Origin of the sequence: Flavobacterium johnsoniae, assembly GCF_001879205.1 — a bacterium.
GTDB lineage: Bacteria > Bacteroidota > Bacteroidia > Flavobacteriales > Flavobacteriaceae > Flavobacterium > Flavobacterium johnsoniae_A.
Genome location: NZ_MLFK01000005.1, coordinates 12,250 through 29,420, shown reverse-complemented (window position 1 = coordinate 29,420; position 17,171 = coordinate 12,250). Strand labels below are relative to the sequence as shown.

At 35.0% G+C, this 17,171-nt stretch carries 13 protein-coding genes; 8 read left to right on the top strand and 5 right to left on the bottom strand.

Annotation, left to right across the window (positions count from 1 at the left end; translation table 11 throughout):
• The first annotated feature begins 47 nt into the window (after window positions 1–47).
• The 3 genes from BKM63_RS05345 to BKM63_RS05335 all read left to right on the top strand — a co-directional run bounded on the left by BKM63_RS05345 (window position 48) and on the right by BKM63_RS05335 (window position 3,147).
• Entirely contained in the window at window positions 48–809 is a 762-nt protein-coding gene (locus BKM63_RS05345) for an exodeoxyribonuclease III (RefSeq protein ID WP_071635607.1), read from the top strand.
• Window positions 810–962: 153 nt separating this feature from the next.
• Window positions 963–1,907 carry an OmpA family protein gene (locus tag BKM63_RS05340; RefSeq protein WP_071635606.1) on the top strand — a complete coding sequence of 315 codons (945 nt, stop codon included), beginning with the start codon at window positions 963–965 and terminating at the stop codon, window positions 1,905–1,907.
• Between the two features lie 202 nt (window positions 1,908–2,109).
• Complete coding sequence (locus BKM63_RS05335; protein WP_071635605.1) at window positions 2,110–3,147, top strand: aldo/keto reductase; 1,038 nt, start codon at window positions 2,110–2,112, stop codon at window positions 3,145–3,147.
• A 412-nt stretch (window positions 3,148–3,559) separates the two neighbouring features.
• Here BKM63_RS05335 and BKM63_RS05325 read toward each other — a convergent pair whose 3' ends face one another.
• The 5 genes from BKM63_RS05325 to panC form a co-directional block, all read right to left on the bottom strand.
• A complete protein-coding gene (locus tag BKM63_RS05325; RefSeq protein ID WP_071635603.1) occupies window positions 3,560–5,524 on the bottom strand; it encodes a transglycosylase domain-containing protein in 1,965 nt (654 codons plus the stop codon).
• A gap of 111 nt (window positions 5,525–5,635) precedes the next feature.
• Window positions 5,636–6,997, bottom strand: coding sequence for a DNA repair protein RadA (gene radA, locus BKM63_RS05320; protein ID WP_071635602.1), 1,362 nt, complete (start codon window positions 6,995–6,997; stop codon window positions 5,636–5,638).
• Window positions 6,997–8,151, bottom strand: a complete 1,155-nt coding sequence (locus BKM63_RS05315) for an alpha/beta hydrolase (RefSeq protein WP_071635601.1) — start codon at window positions 8,149–8,151, stop codon at window positions 6,997–6,999. Before BKM63_RS05315 ends, radA begins: the two co-directional genes overlap by 1 nt.
• A 198-nt stretch (window positions 8,152–8,349) precedes the next feature.
• Window positions 8,350–8,700 (bottom strand): aspartate 1-decarboxylase, encoded by a 351-nt coding sequence (panD, locus tag BKM63_RS05310; protein ID WP_008465481.1) that lies wholly within the window; start codon window positions 8,698–8,700, stop codon window positions 8,350–8,352.
• Window positions 8,701–8,714: 14 nt separating this feature from the next.
• On the bottom strand, window positions 8,715–9,593 hold the full coding sequence (gene panC / locus BKM63_RS05305) for a pantoate--beta-alanine ligase (RefSeq protein ID WP_071635600.1): 879 nt from the start codon (window positions 9,591–9,593) through the stop codon (window positions 8,715–8,717).
• A 78-nt stretch (window positions 9,594–9,671) separates the two neighbouring features.
• Between panC and BKM63_RS05300 the strand changes: the two genes are divergently transcribed.
• The 5 genes from BKM63_RS05300 (at window position 9,672) to BKM63_RS05285 (ending at window position 17,143) form a co-directional block, all read left to right on the top strand.
• Window positions 9,672–10,478 (top strand): glycogen/starch synthase, encoded by an 807-nt coding sequence (locus BKM63_RS05300; RefSeq protein WP_071635599.1) that lies wholly within the window; start codon window positions 9,672–9,674, stop codon window positions 10,476–10,478.
• 20 nt (window positions 10,479–10,498) lie between these two features.
• Window positions 10,499–10,882 carry a DUF4270 family protein gene (locus BKM63_RS23845; protein WP_242661103.1) on the top strand — a complete coding sequence of 128 codons (384 nt, stop codon included), beginning with the start codon at window positions 10,499–10,501 and terminating at the stop codon, window positions 10,880–10,882.
• 29 nt (window positions 10,883–10,911) lie between these two features.
• The gene (locus tag BKM63_RS05295) at window positions 10,912–12,126 is read left to right on the top strand and encodes a DUF4270 domain-containing protein (protein ID WP_242661102.1); all 1,215 of its coding nucleotides are present in this window, start codon (window positions 10,912–10,914) and stop codon (window positions 12,124–12,126) included.
• A gap of 9 nt (window positions 12,127–12,135) precedes the next feature.
• Window positions 12,136–13,986 (top strand): glutamine--fructose-6-phosphate transaminase (isomerizing), encoded by a 1,851-nt coding sequence (gene glmS / locus BKM63_RS05290; protein WP_071635598.1) that lies wholly within the window; start codon window positions 12,136–12,138, stop codon window positions 13,984–13,986.
• A gap of 319 nt (window positions 13,987–14,305) precedes the next feature.
• On the top strand, window positions 14,306–17,143 hold the full coding sequence (locus BKM63_RS05285) for a TonB-dependent receptor domain-containing protein (RefSeq protein ID WP_071635597.1): 2,838 nt from the start codon (window positions 14,306–14,308) through the stop codon (window positions 17,141–17,143).
• The last annotated feature ends 28 nt before the right edge of the window (window positions 17,144–17,171 follow it).

Below are 17,171 nucleotides of genomic sequence, written 5' to 3'. Positions count from 1 at the left end.
ACTTTCCACTTTTTTATTACATTTGGAATCCTAAAAAAATTACCTCAATGAAAATTATTTCTTATAATGTAAACGGAATTCGTGCTGCAATTACTAAAGGTTTTATAGAGTGGCTGCAAGCTGCGAGCCCGGATGTTATCTGCCTTCAGGAAATTAAAGCGACTCAGGATCAAATTCCTGTAGAGGCTATAACGGCCGCAGGCTATCCATATCAATATTATTATCCTGCAACAAAAAAAGGATACAGCGGTGTTGCAATATTATCTAAAATTGAACCTAAAACAGTGGTATACGGCACCGGAATTCATCATATGGATTTTGAAGGGCGTAATCTTCGTGCTGATTTTGAGGATTGTTCTGTAATGAGTTTATATCTTCCATCCGGAACAAATATTGATCGTTTAGACCATAAATTTATGTTCATGGATGATTTTCAAACGTACATTAATGAGTTGAAACTTACGATTCCAAATCTTATTATTTGTGGTGATTATAACATTTGCCACGAAGCAATTGATATTCACGATCCAGTTCGCAATAAAACTGTTTCCGGGTTCTTGCCTGCAGAACGTGCCTGGCTTGACGGGTTTATGAAATCTGGCTTTATTGATAGTTTCCGTCATTTTAATAAAGAGCCGCATCATTATTCATGGTGGAGTTACCGCGCCGGAGCGAGGGGTAATAACAAAGGCTGGCGTATCGATTACAATCTGGTAAGCGATTCGCTGCAACACAGGTTAAAACGCGCTGTAATTCTTCCAGATGCTGTTCACTCAGACCATTGTCCGGTTTTAGTCGAAATCGAGTAAAGTTTGGTATTGTTCTTGTTGAGAGAATAGCGATTCGAAAATTTAAATACACATTCCGATAAAACTATGAAACGATTTGGGATTTGGAATTTGAGTTTTGGAATTTGAATACTTAGAATTATTAATCGCCCCAAATAAAAACCAAAAAATAAAATGATTAAAAAAGCCTCTATCGGATTAGTAGTTTTGGCATTGTCTGCAACTTCATGTGTATCCAAAAAGATTTACAACGATCTTGAAACAAAATATTCAGATCTTAAAAAAGAAAACCGTTCAATTGCTGATGAAAATGCTGATTTGAAAAAGACAAAAAATCAGTTAGAATTAGATCGTGATAAGTTAACTAAAGATTTATCAGCAACAAAAGATGAACTTGCAAAACAAAAAGCGGATTTAGCTGCGGAACAAAAAAAATACAAAGTATTGCAGGATTCGTATAATGCGTTGGAGAAAAACAGCAACGATGCATTAGAAAGCAACATGGCTAAAAACCGTGATTTACTGGCACAATTAGAAGCAAAATCTAAAAAATTAGCCGATGAACAGGCACGTTTAGACAAAACAGCAAACCGTTTGAAAGAACTTGAAGATATGATTGCAGCTAAAGAAGCCGCGATGCATAAACTAAAAGAAACTTTATCGAAAGCTTTAAATGGTTTTGAAGGTAAAGGTTTAACAGTGGAACAGAAAAACGGAAAAGTATATGTTTCTATGGAAAACAAACTGCTTTTCAATTCAGGAAGCTGGGCAGTTGGAACAGAAGGTAGGAGAGCAGTTGTAGAACTTGGAAAAGTTTTGGGCGACAATCCGGATCTTTCGGTTCTAATTGAAGGGCATACAGATGACGATCCGTATGCAGGTTCAGGACCAATTGCAAACAACTGGGATTTATCGACTAAAAGAGCAACAGCAATTGTGGCTATTTTAAGTGAAAACGCAAAGATCAATAAACAAAAATTAACAGCAGCAGGACGCAGTGAATTCTCTCCTCTGGCAAGTAATGCCACTCCGGAAGGAAAAGCTAAAAACCGAAGAATCGAAATCATCTTAACACCAAGATTAGATGAAATTGCTGAAATGCTTAATAGTATTAATTAAGGTTCTGAGGAACTGAGGTTCTAAGTTACAAAGGCTCAAAGTTTTTACTTTGAGCCTTTTTTATACCTGCAAGTTTTGAGAACCTTGCAGGTATAAAAAAGAAAGAGAAAATCTTGTGGTTTTTTTAACCTTTAACAAATTTCAATTTGAAAAATCCCTTTGTACCTTTGTTCCTCTGCAACTTTGAACCTATTATAAAAAAATGAAATACACTACAATTCCAAACACAGATATAAAAGTTAGTAAAATCAATCTTGGAACCATGACTTTTGGCCAGCAGAATACCGAGGCTGAAGGTCACGAACAAATGGATTATGCACTCGATCAAGGTGTGAACTTTTTCGATACAGCCGAAATGTATTCAGTTCCGGCAAGTAAAGAAACTTACGGAAGTACAGAAAAAATTATAGGAACCTGGTTTAAAAAATCAGGCAACCGTGACAAAATTGTTCTGGCATCTAAAATTGCGGGTCCTAATGCTAATTTTGGTTATATGCGCGAAAAATTAGATTTCTCTCCTGCCAGTATAAAATATGCTTTAGAAAACAGTTTAAAACGTCTTCAGACAGATTATATCGATTTGTATCAAATGCATTGGCCGGAACGTAAAACAAATAATTTTGGAAGCCGTGCTTTTACAGGTTATGAAGATGCCTGGGAAGATAATTTTAGAGAAATCCTGGAGACTTTTGACGGATTAATTAAAGAAGGAAAAATTAAACATGTTGGGGTTTCAAACGAAAATTCATGGGGAATGATGCGTCTTTTGGAAGAAAGTAAATATCAAAATCTGCCGAGAATCAAAACCGTTCAAAATCCGTATAATTTATTAAACCGGCTTTTTGAAGTGAATTCTGCCGAAGTTTCTAAACATGAAAATGTGGGATTATTGGCCTATTCTCCTTTAGCATTTGGAACTTTAACTGGGAAATTTTTAACTGGAGAAGCGCATCCAAACGCGAGAATTAAGCTTTTCCCGCAATATACACGTTACAACAGCGAGCAATGTACACAGGCGACTAAACTTTATCAGCAGATTGCTCAAAAACACGGATTAACCCTGACAGAACTGGCAATGGGCTTTGTATTGCAGCAGCCTTTTTTAACAAGTGCCATTATTGGAGCTACAACAATAGAGCAGTTAAAAGAAAATATTGCTACTATTAATGTGGAGCTTTCAAAAGAAATTCTTGCTGAGATTAATGCGGTTCAGGCCGTAATTCCAGATCCGGCGCCGTAATTAAGAAACTAAAATAAACACAAATTCCACAAATTTTCACGGATTAATCTGTGTGAGTTTGTGGAATTTTAGCTTTTATTCTGTAAAGTAATTTTTATAAAAGTGATATTTATTGAATAGATCTTTTCTATAAACTGTAAATTTTCGAGTATTAGGTTTTTTAAATATGGAATCTCCGATTTTTAGATCAAAGTTGTCTTGATAAGTTGAGTCTATTCTTAAACCATTTTTTAAATAAAACTCTGTAGTTCTTAATTGCCAATTATTTCTTTTTACAATTACACTTTCAACTTCTTGATTAGTAAATTTTTGATTTAATCGGTGATTGTAGATCAAAAAGGTTATAAGTGCAAGAGTTACAAATAAGAACGGTATTAAACGAAATAGTTTTTTCATTTATTGAAATAGTTTTCTAAAGATCAAATTCTTCTTCTATAGACAGCGAATCATTTTTAACCGCTGTAGAATCCGGTGCTTTTATCCTGATTAGAGAACGTGCGTTTCCTGAAATATAAACAGGCAATTGTCCAATTGTGTCTTCCGGAATTAATAAACCTCGACGGAACATTAAATTCTTTAGGAACTTTTGATTTTTAATGGCAAAATCTTTCAGGTTTCCTTCGTCATTAAACTGGTACATGAATTTTCTCGGTTTCGGAATTATGGTTGCCAGAAACAAACATTCGTCAACATTTAAGGCCGAAGGACTTTTCTGGAAATAGAAATGACTTGCTTCGCCAATTCCGTATACATTCGGTCCCCATTCGATGATGTTGAAATAAACCTCCAGCATTCTTTCTTTACTTACAATTCGGTTGTTTTCTAAAATGTAAACCAACAGGATTTCTTCCAGCTTTCGCGAAAGCGTTTTTTCCCGGGTTAAAAACACATTTTTAATCAACTGCATGCTGATTGTACTGGCGCCGCGGGAGAATTTTTTAGTTCGAATATTTTTAAGAATCGATTGTTTGAAAGCCTCATTGATAAAACCGCGGTGCGAAAAGAAAGAAGGATCTTCGGTCGTTAAAACAGATTTTCTTAAATACGGCGAAATCTGGTCTAAAGGCGTATAATTTGGATTTGCATTTCCAACTAAAACAGGACGCTGCAAAACATTCTGAATTATGGCGCGATAAACAAATTCGCCATTTAGTTTATTCAGGTCGGCTTCGCCATACTTTGTAATTCGTAAATCTTCTTTGTTTAATTTGCTGTCAAAAACAAGCGTATTGGGTTTGTTTTTGTTGAATTTGAAATCGAGTTTATAATCAAAATTTCCAGTCGCCTGCATACCCTGGAAATGTGTAAATAATCCGTCAGGAAGCGAAACAATAAAATCCTGTGCTTTCATCTTCGGAATATCAACTTTTAAAATATAAACCGTATCCTTTTCGGTATCGTATGAAACATATGGACGCAGTTTTATTTTATTCAGCGTCATTGATGAGGTGCTGTCAATCGAAATAAAATTGTCGCCTAATAAAAAACGATAATCAAAACGGGCATTTTTAATAATAACATCTTTGCTGGCAATTTTAGGGTGGTTAATTTTTAAGTTTACGATAGAAGTAAAGCCGTCAAGATGGAATTCACTGCCGCTTTTGTCAATATTTTGAACATTTAAGCGAATAGAATCGAAGCTTGCTTTTAAGTTGTAGCGTTCATCAAGATATGGAACACGTATGGCGCCGGTATCTAAATTAAAAAAACGAATATCGGCTTTTTGATTTCTTGGGTCGGCAAATCCTTTTAAGTTCCAGCGCTGATCAAAATTTTTGCTCTGCACATGAATGCTGGTTTCGAGCTGTTTGTTGTTTAAAACCAATTTATTAATTGCGATATCGGTTTTTTTGCCATTATCGTCTATTTTAAATTTGAAGTTCTCCAGATTCATATCGGTCGGAACCAAATTAAGCAGTTTCGAAATAATGCGATAGGCAAAAGCACCGTATTTCCTTTTTTCGCTTTTTTCAGAATCGTCACGATCTCTTTTTAGAAAAGCATCAAAATTGCGGATTTTTCCTTTTTTAACTAATTGAATATAACCCCTGTTAACTTTTAAAGTTCCTACCTGAACATCGCCTATCAATAAATTACTTAGGCTGACACTGGTTTCAATATTTTTGATTTTTAAAAGTGTATCTGCATTTTTTGGAACCAAAACCACATCTGTTAGTTTGATGCTGGACAAGCCGTCAAATGAAGCTTCTTTAATAGAGAAATCGCTATTATAATCAACGGCCATTTTGTGGGTTACCTTTGCAATTGCTTGTTTTAAAAGTGAATTACGAAAAAAGTAAAGTCCGATACAAATCAATATTAATACTACGGCAAGTATTTTTAAAGCTTTGAATATTTTTTGTTTTGGAAAATTCATAGAGTTTAGTTTTTGCCACGAATTACACTAATTTCTCGAATTAAGTTCGGGGCGAATAAATTTCAATAAAAATTTGTGCAAATTCGTGTAATTAGTGGCTAAAAAAAAATATTAGCCAAAAAGAATGCTGGCAACATCTTCAATTTTTGCTACAAGCTCAATTTTGATTCCTGTATTTTTTAAAGCAATTTTGTTGTATTTAGAAACAAAAATCGTATCGAACCCTAATTTTTCGGCTTCCTGAATACGTTGGTCTACGCGGTTTACAGGACGTATTTCTCCCGAAAGCCCAACTTCGCCGGCAAAACAAAAACCTTTTCCAACCGGAATGTCTTCGTTTGATGATAAAATTGCCGCAACAACCGCAAGATCGATTGCTGGATCATCTACAGAAATTCCGCCGGTTACATTCAGGAAAACGTCTTTTGCTCCAAGACGAAATCCGGCTCTTTTCTCTAAAACAGCCAGGATCATATTTAGCCTTTTTGCATTATAGCCGGTTGTGCTTCGCTGTGGTGTTCCGTAAACAGCAGTGCTTACCAGTGACTGAATTTCGATCATCAGCGGACGCATGCCCTCGAGTGTAGTCGCAATTGCAGTTCCGGATAATTCTTCGTCTTTATGTGAAATCAATATTTCAGAAGGATTGCTTACTTCGCGCAAACCGCTTCCTAGCATTTCATAAATTCCTAATTCGGATGTTGAACCAAAACGGTTTTTAAGCGAACGTAAAATTCGGTAAATATGGTTTCTGTCGCCTTCAAACTGTAAAACGGTATCGACCATGTGTTCCAGGATTTTTGGTCCGGCGATATTTCCGTCTTTAGTAATATGTCCAATTAAAATAACCGGAATATTGGTTTCTTTAGCAAATTTGATCAATTCGGCAGTTGTTTCTCTAATTTGAGAAATACTCCCTGCTGTAGATTCGATATAATCTGTATGCAGCGTCTGAATGGAATCGATAATTACAATTTCAGGTTGAATCGCTTCTATTTGTTTGAAGATATTCTGCGTTTTAGTTTCCGTTAGAATATAGCAGTTCTCGCTGCTTGGCGTTATTCTTTCGGCGCGCATTTTTATTTGTTTCTGGCTTTCTTCTCCTGAAACATATAAAGTTTTATAAGGTAATTTTAATGAGATTTGAAGTAAAAGTGTGCTTTTTCCAATTCCCGGTTCTCCACCCAAAAGCGTTAAAGATCCCGGAACGATTCCGCCGCCCAAGACACGATTCAGTTCACCATCGGTAGTGTCCATTCTGATTTCCTGAGCCGAATCAATTTCGTTAATTTTTAAAGGGCGAGGAGCTTTACCTGATGAAGCAGGTTCGCTTTTCCAAGCCACTTTTTCCTGCTTCTGAATTATTTCTTCAGCAATTGTGTTCCATTCCTTGCATGCGTTGCACTGACCCTGCCATTTAGAATACTGGGTGCCGCAATTTTGGCAGAAGAATGAAGTTTTAACTTTAGACATTATTTACTTTTTTTAGTAAGCGTATTCATTTCGTCAATTTTCTCATACATCAAATCTTTGTTCAAATCTCCAATTGGCTCCATTTGCGAAGCATTTTGGTATTTTTTTGAAGCATGTTTGGGATCGCCCATTTTTTCGTACATCAATCCTAATTCATATTCTCCTAACATGGCTTTTGGGTAATTTACATTTCCAATTTCAGCCATTTTCCCTAACTCATCGTATGCATTCTTTTTTAGAATAAGGTTTTCAATAACTTTAAAGTCGCTCATTCTAACCGGAATCTGAACTCCTAAAACTTCAGACATTGCATTGTATTTTTTTTCTAAATAATCGGCATAACCCGTTTCAAGAACCGCAATTTTATTGCTGTATTCGGCAGAGTTTATTGGTCTGTAAACTTCAAAAATTTGATACAATGCACTCGGAATCGAATGTAAAACTTCGGTATAATGTGTTGCATTTTTAAATAACTCGTACTTATAGTTTACTAACGGATTATTTGCAATTTTAATATTGCTGTCTAACTTTTCTATCGGTTCTTTAATTTTTTTGATATCACCTTCGCCTGCAGAAAGATAGTAGAATATCGGTTTCTGTATTTTGGCAAATTTCTCGGCTATACGAACTTCCATTTTTGGTGCAAGTTCCGGGCTCAAACAAATGTATGCATTGAAAAGCGGATTTTCTTTGTACAGGAAAAAGTTAGCAAAGCTGGCAGTTACGTCATGACCTGCAATAATTCTGAATGGTGTTGTGCGGTATTTTTTTTCAACGTAAGGAATTAATTCTGCACCAATAAACTCAAAGAATTTTGCTCCTTTTTCAAAAGGCAGTCCTTCATTCTGATCAATTGTAGTGTCGTCATAACGTTCCTCATCCTTATTTTGATGAATCCCGATGATGATCATTTCCGGAATATCATCCCAATAAGCGCCGTAACTTGCAGCTCCGGAAAACGGATCGAATAAATAATCGCCGTCTAATAAATATAAAACCGGATATTTTTTGTCTGATTTTGCATCGTAAGAAGCAGGAAGTCCAATTGTTATTCTTCTTTCTTCTCCCAGTTTTTCTGATTGAATGTTGTCAAATTTTTTCTGCGAAAAAACAGAAATGGAAATTAAGGTAATCAGCAGGTAAACTTTCTTCATGATTTGGGGTATTTCAGTGAATTAAAAAGTATTGAAAATAGGGAGCAATATAATACTTTATTTGCTTTTTTGTTATTTGAGATTTTAAAAAAGCAATGATTTCTTACGCAAACCAGTTTGGTGTTGGCAAATGAAAATTTGTTTGTGCAAAAAAGAGTTTTTTGACAAATTAAGAATACAAGTAAGATGTAGAATAACTTAAGTTAACGAATTGTCATTTTCATTAGGGAAAATGATCCATGGTTTGAAGGTTTTAGCCTCTTCAAAATCCAGGGTTGCATAAGAAATGATAATGATAATGTCGTCTTTTTGAACCTTTCTGGCTGCAGGACCATTCAGTGTAATTTCGCCTGAATTTTTTTCTCCTTTAATAGCGTAAGTTTCAAAACGTTCTCCATTATTGATGTTAACAATAGATACTTTTTCGCCTTCAATAATATTTGAGGCTTCCAGCAGGGTTTCATCAATAGTAATACTGCCAATGTAATTTAAATCGGCACCAGTAACTTTTACTCGATGAATTTTTGATTTTATAACTTGAATTTGCATGCTGCAAAGGTAATTTAATTTAATGAAATGGTATCAATCAACCTTATAGAATTAACAAATACCGCTATAAACGCACGATATTTTTTGTCTTTAATTTTATGATCGATAGATAATAATGTAGATTCGTCAGCAATTACGAAATATTCGAGATCAAATCTTTCGTTGTCTTTAAAAGCGTCTTCGACAAATTTAATTGTTTCTTCAGGTGTACTGTTTTGAAATATTTCCTTGGCTTCGGTTAAAACTTTGTAGATTATTGAAGCTTCTTTTCTTTCTTCGGGAGTTAAGCGTTCGTTACGGGAACTCATCGCCAGAAGATTGTCTTCTCTAAAAATAGGACAGCCTACAATGTTTACTGGTAAATTGTTTTTCTCAACCAGTTTTTTAACAATTTGAAGCTGTTGAAAGTCTTTTTCGCCAAAATAAGCGTTTGTTGGAGTAACGATTTCGAACAGACGTTTTACTATGGTTCCAACGCCATTAAAATGCCCTGGACGGAATTTTCCTTCCATCTGATTTTCTAGACCATCAAAGTCAAATGACTGAGAGATAGTTTGTCCCTCATAAATATCATCTACTGAAGGAGCATATAAAATTATTTTGTCACTTAAACCTCGCATTTTTTTTACATCTTCTTCAAGAGTGCGCGGGTATTTTTCAAGATCTTCAGGATTGTTAAATTGGGTTGGGTTTACGAAAATACTCACAACAGTGTCGTCATTTTCTTTAAGTGATCGCTGCATTAAAGCCAGATGCCCTTGGTGTAAAGCTCCCATGGTTGGTACAAATCCGATGGTTGAATTTGCGGTTTTGATAGTTTTTAAATAAGCTATCAGAGCTACTTTACCGTAGAAAATATGCATGGCAGTATTATTAAAATTTAGTGCAAACATAATATATTAGTTATAAACTGCATAAATTTTTGTAATTTTGCGACGTTTTTATTACCAAAAATTAAGTAAAATACTATTATGAAAGATAAGAGGATATTATACGTATCATCTGAAGTCGTGCCTTATCTGGCTGAAAATGAGGTTTCTTTAATGTCTTATGACGTTCCTAAAATGATTAATGATCAGGGAGGTCAGATAAGAATTTTCATGCCAAGATATGGGAATATCAATGAAAGAAGACATCAATTACATGAAGTGATCAGGCTTTCAGGGATGAATTTGGTAGTGAATGATTTAGATATGCCATTGATTATCAAGGTAGCTTCAATTCCAAAAGAAAGAATTCAGGTTTACTTCATTGACAATGATGAATATTTTAAACGTAAAGCCACTTTTGCAGATGAAGAGGGTGTTTTATATCCGGATAATGATGAGCGTGCTATATTTTTCGCAAAAGGAGTTGTCGAAACAGTAAAAAAATTAAACTGGGTTCCGGATATTATTCATGTTCATGGCTGGCTGGCATCAATGCTTCCAATTTATATGAAGCATTATTATAAGAATGAGGCTTTGTTTAATGATACAAAAATTGTTACCTCGGTTTATGGGCAGTCTTTTGATGAGAACTTAGATTTAGAGATGATTAATAAGGTTAAATTTGACGGCGTTCCGCACGAGTCAATCTCTGATCTTGAGACGCCAAACTACGAAAATATCTTAAAAGCTAGTATATTACATTCTGATGCTGTTATCATCGCATCTGAGAATGTTTCCCCAAGTTTAACAAAATTTATAGAATCGTCAGGAAAACCTTTTTTACCTTTCGCCACGAAAGATGCATTCGCAGAGGCGTATACAAATTTCTATAAAACAATGGGACTTTAAATTTAACTTTATTATTAAACATGTATAATACTTCTTTTATTAAGAAAATTCTATTAGCCGCTACGGTTGTTCTTTTATATTCTTGTGACAAAGATTTTAATGCGATTGGCGAAGATTTAATTGGTGATGATCATTTCGGTCTTGAGTCTGAAAAATATGATGTAGTTGCTTTTAATCAAGAAGTTACTTCGGTACAGTCGAATATTTTATCTACAACTGCTTTAGGAATTTATAATAATCCGGTTTTTGGAGAAACTACAGGAAATTATGTAACTCAGGTTGCCCTTGCCACGTATGCACCAACAATAGGAGAAACTCCTGTTATCGAAAGTGCTGTTTTAAGTGTTCCTTATTTCAGCCATATAACAGCAAATAATACAGATGGAAGTCATACTTATGCATAGATTCTATTTATGGGCCACCTGATGGGAAATTGAAGCTAAGTGTTTATGAGTCAGGTTACCAAATGCGCAGCTCGTATGTGGATAACGGATCTGAATTGCCGCAGTTTTATTATACTGCTCAAAATTCTATTTTTGAACAGGCAGTAGGAGGAAAACCTCGTTTAAATAATGATGTGAGTAAACCTGCCCAAAATGATCAATTCTTTTTTAGCGCAGAAGAATATAAGTTAGTTACAAAGGATGATGCAGGAAAAGAAACTACGACTTATACGGCTCCGGAAATGCGTTTGAATTTAGATACTGCATTTTTTCAGGATAAAATTTTAAAAGCACCAGCTTCTAAACTAGCAGCAGCTGATGTTTTTCAGGAATATTTCAGAGGATTGTATTTTAAAGTTGAAAAAGCGGACGGAAGCCCGGCAACTAACATGGCTTTAATGGATTTCTCTAAAGGTAAAATTACCATTACCTATAAAGCTAAAACAGCGATTACAACTGATGATGAGAACACGACAGAAGAGAAAACTTTAGTAATTAATTTTGTAACCCCAACTAGTTCAGGTGGTACGGCAAATTTATTGCAAGATGCTAAATCTACTGCTTATGCAGATGCTATAAATTCATCAAATGTAAATAAAATAGAAGGAGACGAAAGACTTTATATAAAAGGAGGCCAGGGATCTGCAGCTGTAATCAGACTTACTGATTTCGCATCAAAATTAGACGATATTAGAGCTAAAAACTGGAAAGTGAATGAAGCTAATTTAGTATTCAATATTGATTCGGATAAAATGACCGGAGCTGATGAGCCAAGAAGAATTTATTTATATGATCTAACCAACAATGTTCCAGTTGTGGATTATTTTTCAGATCAAACTTCAAGTTTAACTACTGGTGATACAAAAGGAGCTAAATATATTTTTGGAGGTTTAATTAATCTTGGTGATAACAAGAGAGGTAAAACCTATAAAATTAGGATTACAAACCACATTAGAAATCTAATTAAAGACAAAACAGCCAAAAATGTTGATTTAGGGCTTGTTGTTACAGAAAGTATTGGTATTAGTACCTCTAATTTTCTGGAAAAAAGAATTGTACTTTTCAATGATCCAATTGAGTACTTTTCACAGGTGCCAAAAGCATCAGTCATGAATCCGCTGGGTACAATTTTGTATGGTGGAAAATCTTCTGTTCCAGATGATAAACGATTGAGACTTGAGGTTTACTACACGAAACCAAATTAATAAATATATATGTGTGGAATTGTTGGATATATCGGTCATAGAGAGGCTTATCCTATTGTTATAAAAGGATTAAAGCGGCTTGAGTACAGAGGATATGATAGTGCCGGCGTTATGTTGTACGATGACGAGTCGGGTATAAAAGTCTGTAAGACAAAAGGTAAGGTTTCAGATCTAGAAGCTAAATCGCAGGAAGGTTTTTCTATTAGTGGAAATATTGGAATTGGACATACCCGCTGGGCAACCCACGGTGTTCCAAATGATGTGAATTCACATCCTCATGTTTCTAATTCCGGAGATTTAGTAATTATTCATAACGGAATTATTGAGAATTATGCACCGCTTAAAGAAGAATTAATTAAGCGTGGTTATGCTTTCAAATCTGATACTGATACAGAAGTTTTGGTAAACTTAATTGAGGAAGTTCAGAAAAATGAAAATATAAAATTGGGTAAAGCTGTTCAGATTGCTTTAAACCAGGTAGTAGGTGCTTATGCAATTGCGGTTTTTGATAAAAAAAATCCAAACGAAATTGTAGCAGCAAGATTAGGAAGTCCATTGGCAATTGGAGTTGGTGAAGGAGAATACTTCATTGCTTCAGATGCTTCTCCGTTTATCGAATATACTTCGAATGCCGTATATTTAGAAGACGGTGAAATGGCGAATATCAGACTGCACAAGCCTCTTAAAATTAGAAAAATTAAAGATGATTCTTTAGTAGATCCTTATATTCAGGAACTTCAAATGAATTTGGAGCAGATTGAAAAAGGTGGTTACGACCATTTCATGCTAAAAGAAATCTACGAACAGCCAAGTGTAATTAAAGACACTTACAGAGGAAGACTTCATGCCAATGAAGGAATTGTTCAAATGGCTGGTGTTGAAGATAATTTGGAGAAATTCTTAAATGCTAAGCGAATTTTAATTGTTGCGTGCGGAACTTCATGGCATGCCGGTTTAGTTGCCGAGTATATCTTTGAAGAGTTTACCCGTATTCCGGTTGAAGTAGAATATGCTTCTGAATTTAGATACAGAAACCCAATTATCAATAAAGACGATGTTGTAATTGCTATTTCTCAATCTGGAGAAACAGCAGATACTATGGCTGCTATTAAATTAGCTAAAGAAAACGGCGCTTTTGTATTTGGAGTTTGTAACGTTGTAGGTTCGTCTATTTCAAGAGAAAGTCATGCAGGTGCTTATACACACGCAGGGCCAGAAATTGGAGTAGCTTCTACAAAAGCATTTACTACTCAAATCACGGTTTTAACGATGATTGCGTTGAGATTAGGAAAAGCAAAAGGAACATTATCAAATCCTGATTTCCATGCTTATCTGCAGGAATTAGAATTAATTCCGGAGAAAGTATCTGAAGCTTTAGAAACTAACGACAGAGCAAAAGAAATTGCGGCGGCTTTTAAAGATGCGCCAAACTGTCTTTATTTAGGAAGAGGATATAATTTTCCGGTTGCGTTAGAAGGTGCCTTGAAGCTAAAAGAGATTTCATACATCCATGCTGAAGGATATCCTGCTGCCGAAATGAAACACGGTCCTATTGCTTTAATCGACGAACATATGCCGGTTATTGTAATTGCACCAAAACAAGGTCATTATGACAAAATTGTAAGTAACATTCAGGAAATTAAATCCAGAAGCGGTAAAATCATTGCAGTTGTAACAAAAGGAGATACGCAAGTTCGTGAATTAGCCGATTATGTAATCGAAATTCCGGAAACTTCAGACGCATTATCACCGCTTATTACGACTATACCTTTACAATTACTTTCGTACTATATTGCAGTTATGAGAGGTTGTAATGTAGATCAGCCTCGTAACTTAGCAAAATCAGTTACAGTAGAATAAATATTTTTAAAATATAATAATGTTAAAAAAGCGAGATTTAGGTCTCGCTTTTTTTTATTGTCAAATTTTTTTTCTGATATATGTATTTTTATTAAATCCTCAAAAATGTTATGAAATTTTATATGTATGCATAGTATTGTTGTGGATATTGTAATTAAATATTGATTTTAATCTAATAAAAGCAATTACGAAATAGTTAAAATTGTTGTAAAAATTGTGCTTAATATTGGTTTTTTTTAACGTTTTATTATTAATATTAAAATTATTTGTATTTTGGCTATACAAACTAGTAATAAAACTAACCAAAAACCTAACCCTAATGAGAGTCTATTTGCTAATTATGTTGTTTTTCAGCGGAATATCCTTTGCGCAGAATACAATTACAGGTTCTGTTACCGATAGTAACAAACAATCTATTCCTGGTGCCAATGTTGTTGTGTCCGGCAGCAACACAGGAGCATCAACTGATTTTGATGGAACATTTAAATTGACCACAAATGCTAAACTGCCATTTTCAATAAAGGTTTCGGCAGTAGGGTTTGAAACAGTGACAGTTAATGTGACATCGGCAAATCAAAAAGTAAATGTGGTTTTAAAAGGTGAAGAAAATAAGCTGGATGAAATAGTGGTTTCGGCTTCAAGAACACCTGAACGTATTTTAGAATCTCCTGTTACAATTGAAAGAATGGGTATACAGGATATCAAGAAAACAGCATCGCCGTCTTTTTATGATGGTTTGGAGAATTTAAAAGAGGTTCAGATGAATACCAGCAGTATGTCATTTAAATCGATTAATACAAGAGGATTCGCTACAGTTGCAAATACTCGTTTCATGCAGCTGGTGGATGGTATGGATAACTCATCTCCGCTGTTAAATTTCGTTTTAGGAAATATGATTGGAGTGTCTGAAATTGATGTTCAAAGTGTGGAACTTCTTCCTGGGGCTTCATCTGCTTTATATGGGGCAAATGCATTCAACGGAATTTTGTTCATGACAAGCAAAAGTCCGTTTACTTATCAAGGCGTTTCAACTTATTTTAAATATGGAGTAACTTCGCAAGAAGCTGCGGGTACAAATGGTTATTATGATTTTGGTATTCGATTCGCGCATGCTTTCAATAAATATTTTGCTGCAAAAGCGAATTTTACCTATATGCAGGCTACGGATTGGTACGCAACAAACTACAACGACAAAACAAGATCAGGGATTGATAGAACAGATCCTAGTTATGATGGTATCAATGTGTATGGCGACGAGGCTTCAACAAATATTAAAGGTGTTGGTTTAAAACTGGAAGCTATGGGATTAATTCCTGCAGGAGCTTCTAATTTGCTTCCAAATTCAAATGTAAGCAGAACCGGATACAATGAGATTGATCTGACTGATAATAAAGCGGCAAATAAAAAAATTGATTTCTCTTTTCACGGAAGACCTTTTGGAGATGAAAGACTGGAAATTATCTGGCAGAGTAAATTTGGTACTGGTAATGCAGTTTATCAAGGAGCAAACAGATATTATTTGAATGACTTTTTTATGCAGCAGCATAAATTAGAATTCAAGGGGAAAAACTTTTTCTTGAGAGGGTATATGACTTCAGAAGATGGAGGGCATTCTTATGATATGATTTTTACGGGTATCAATGTGAATAGAAAATGGAAAGATGATAATACTTGGTTTGGTCAATATGCAGGAGCTTTTATTCAGGGTACTTTGGCTGGCATGACGCCTCAGCAGGCTCATGCGGCAGCAAGATCTACAGCTGACACAGGCCGTTTTTTACCAGGTTCCGCTCAGTTTAAAAGTGCTTTTAATGAAGTTGTAAATGAAGCAGACGTTCTTTCTGGTTCAAAATTGGTTGATAATTCTAAAATTTATCATTCGGATGCTAATTATAATTTCAGAGATATTATAAAATTTGCAGAGATTCAGGTTGGGGGATCATTTAGAGCTTATGAGTTAAATTCTCACGGAAGAATCTACACTGATGCAAATGGGCCGATTGATTATAACGAATATGGTGCTTATGCTCAATTGATGAAAAAGTTTTTGGATGATAGATTGAAGTTTACAGGTTCTATCCGTTATGATAAATCTAAAAACTTTGATGGAAATTATTCACCGCGTTTATCTTTGGTGTATTCAGCAGGAGAGAAGAAAAATCATATCTTAAGAGGATCGTTCCAGACAGGTTTTAGAAATCCGTCAACTCAGGATCAGTATATCGGATTTAATATTGGAAACGCAGTATTGCTTGGATCTGCTCCGGATAACTTAACGAGATTTAATGAAACTTTCAATCTTAGTGCCGAAGGTCAGGCTTATAACGGCGGTCCAACTAAAGTTATGAACGGTAACGATGCTTATTATAATTCGTATTTGGCAAGTTCTGTTACTGCTTTCTCTGCAATGGCAGGAAGTAATCCGGTTGCAGCGGCGGCATTGTTAACGAAATCAAGAGCCAATCTTGTGAAGCCTGAAGAAGTGAAAGCTTTTGAATTAGGATATCGTTCTGTTTTTGAAGGTATGTCAATAGATATTAATGGTTACTATAATATATACAATAACTTTATTGGTAACTTAAATGTGGTTGCTCCTTACTATGGAACGGCTCAGGATAGTCCAAATTTGCCGGTGCCTAATAATCCTGTTACTGATGCAGGCGCACAATCTATACGTGCTCTTCAGAATGGAGAATATAGAACGTATCAATTGTATACAAATTCAGATGTAGAAATACATTCACTAGGATTTGGAGTTGGTCTTTCTAAAAAAATAGTTTCTGACTTCGAATTAGGGGCTAACTATAATTATGCTCAGTTTGATTTTGATCAGGCAAAAGACCCAAGTTTTGAGGCTGGTTTTAATACTCCAAAACATAGAGTAAAAGTGTCTATTGGAAATGAGAAATTATTCAAAAATTTCGGATTTAATGTAAGTGGACGATGGAATAGTGAATATCTGTGGCAGGCAGGATTTGCTGATGGTATAATCAAATCTGCAACTGTAATAGATGCTCAGATTAATTATGGAATTCCACAATTAAAATCGGTTATAAAATTAGGAGCAGCTAACATTGGCGGTAAAGAATACTACCAGGTAATTGGAGCTGGTTTAATCGGACAGCAATATTTTGCTTCGTGGACAATTAATCCGTAATTGAAAAACTTTAAAGTACTATAATCAT

Excerpts from the sequence above, each read along its gene's own strand:
- BKM63_RS05345 (WP_071635607.1), top strand. The coding sequence starts at position 48 with ATGAAAATTATTTCTTATAATGTAAACGGAATTCGTGCTGCAATTACT.
- BKM63_RS05340 (WP_071635606.1), top strand. The coding sequence starts at position 963 with ATGATTAAAAAAGCCTCTATCGGATTAGTAGTTTTGGCATTGTCTGCA.
- BKM63_RS05335 (WP_071635605.1), top strand. The coding sequence starts at position 2,110 with ATGAAATACACTACAATTCCAAACACAGATATAAAAGTTAGTAAAATC.
- BKM63_RS05325 (WP_071635603.1), bottom strand. The coding sequence starts at position 5,524 with ATGAATTTTCCAAAACAAAAAATATTCAAAGCTTTAAAAATACTTGCC.
- radA (WP_071635602.1), bottom strand. The coding sequence starts at position 6,997 with ATGTCTAAAGTTAAAACTTCATTCTTCTGCCAAAATTGCGGCACCCAG.
- BKM63_RS05315 (WP_071635601.1), bottom strand. The coding sequence starts at position 8,151 with ATGAAGAAAGTTTACCTGCTGATTACCTTAATTTCCATTTCTGTTTTT.
- panD (WP_008465481.1), bottom strand. The coding sequence starts at position 8,700 with ATGCAAATTCAAGTTATAAAATCAAAAATTCATCGAGTAAAAGTTACT.
- panC (WP_071635600.1), bottom strand. The coding sequence starts at position 9,593 with ATGTTTGCACTAAATTTTAATAATACTGCCATGCATATTTTCTACGGT.
- BKM63_RS05300 (WP_071635599.1), top strand. The coding sequence starts at position 9,672 with ATGAAAGATAAGAGGATATTATACGTATCATCTGAAGTCGTGCCTTAT.
- BKM63_RS23845 (WP_242661103.1), top strand. The coding sequence starts at position 10,499 with ATGTATAATACTTCTTTTATTAAGAAAATTCTATTAGCCGCTACGGTT.
- glmS (WP_071635598.1), top strand. The coding sequence starts at position 12,136 with ATGTGTGGAATTGTTGGATATATCGGTCATAGAGAGGCTTATCCTATT.
- BKM63_RS05285 (WP_071635597.1), top strand. The coding sequence starts at position 14,306 with ATGAGAGTCTATTTGCTAATTATGTTGTTTTTCAGCGGAATATCCTTT.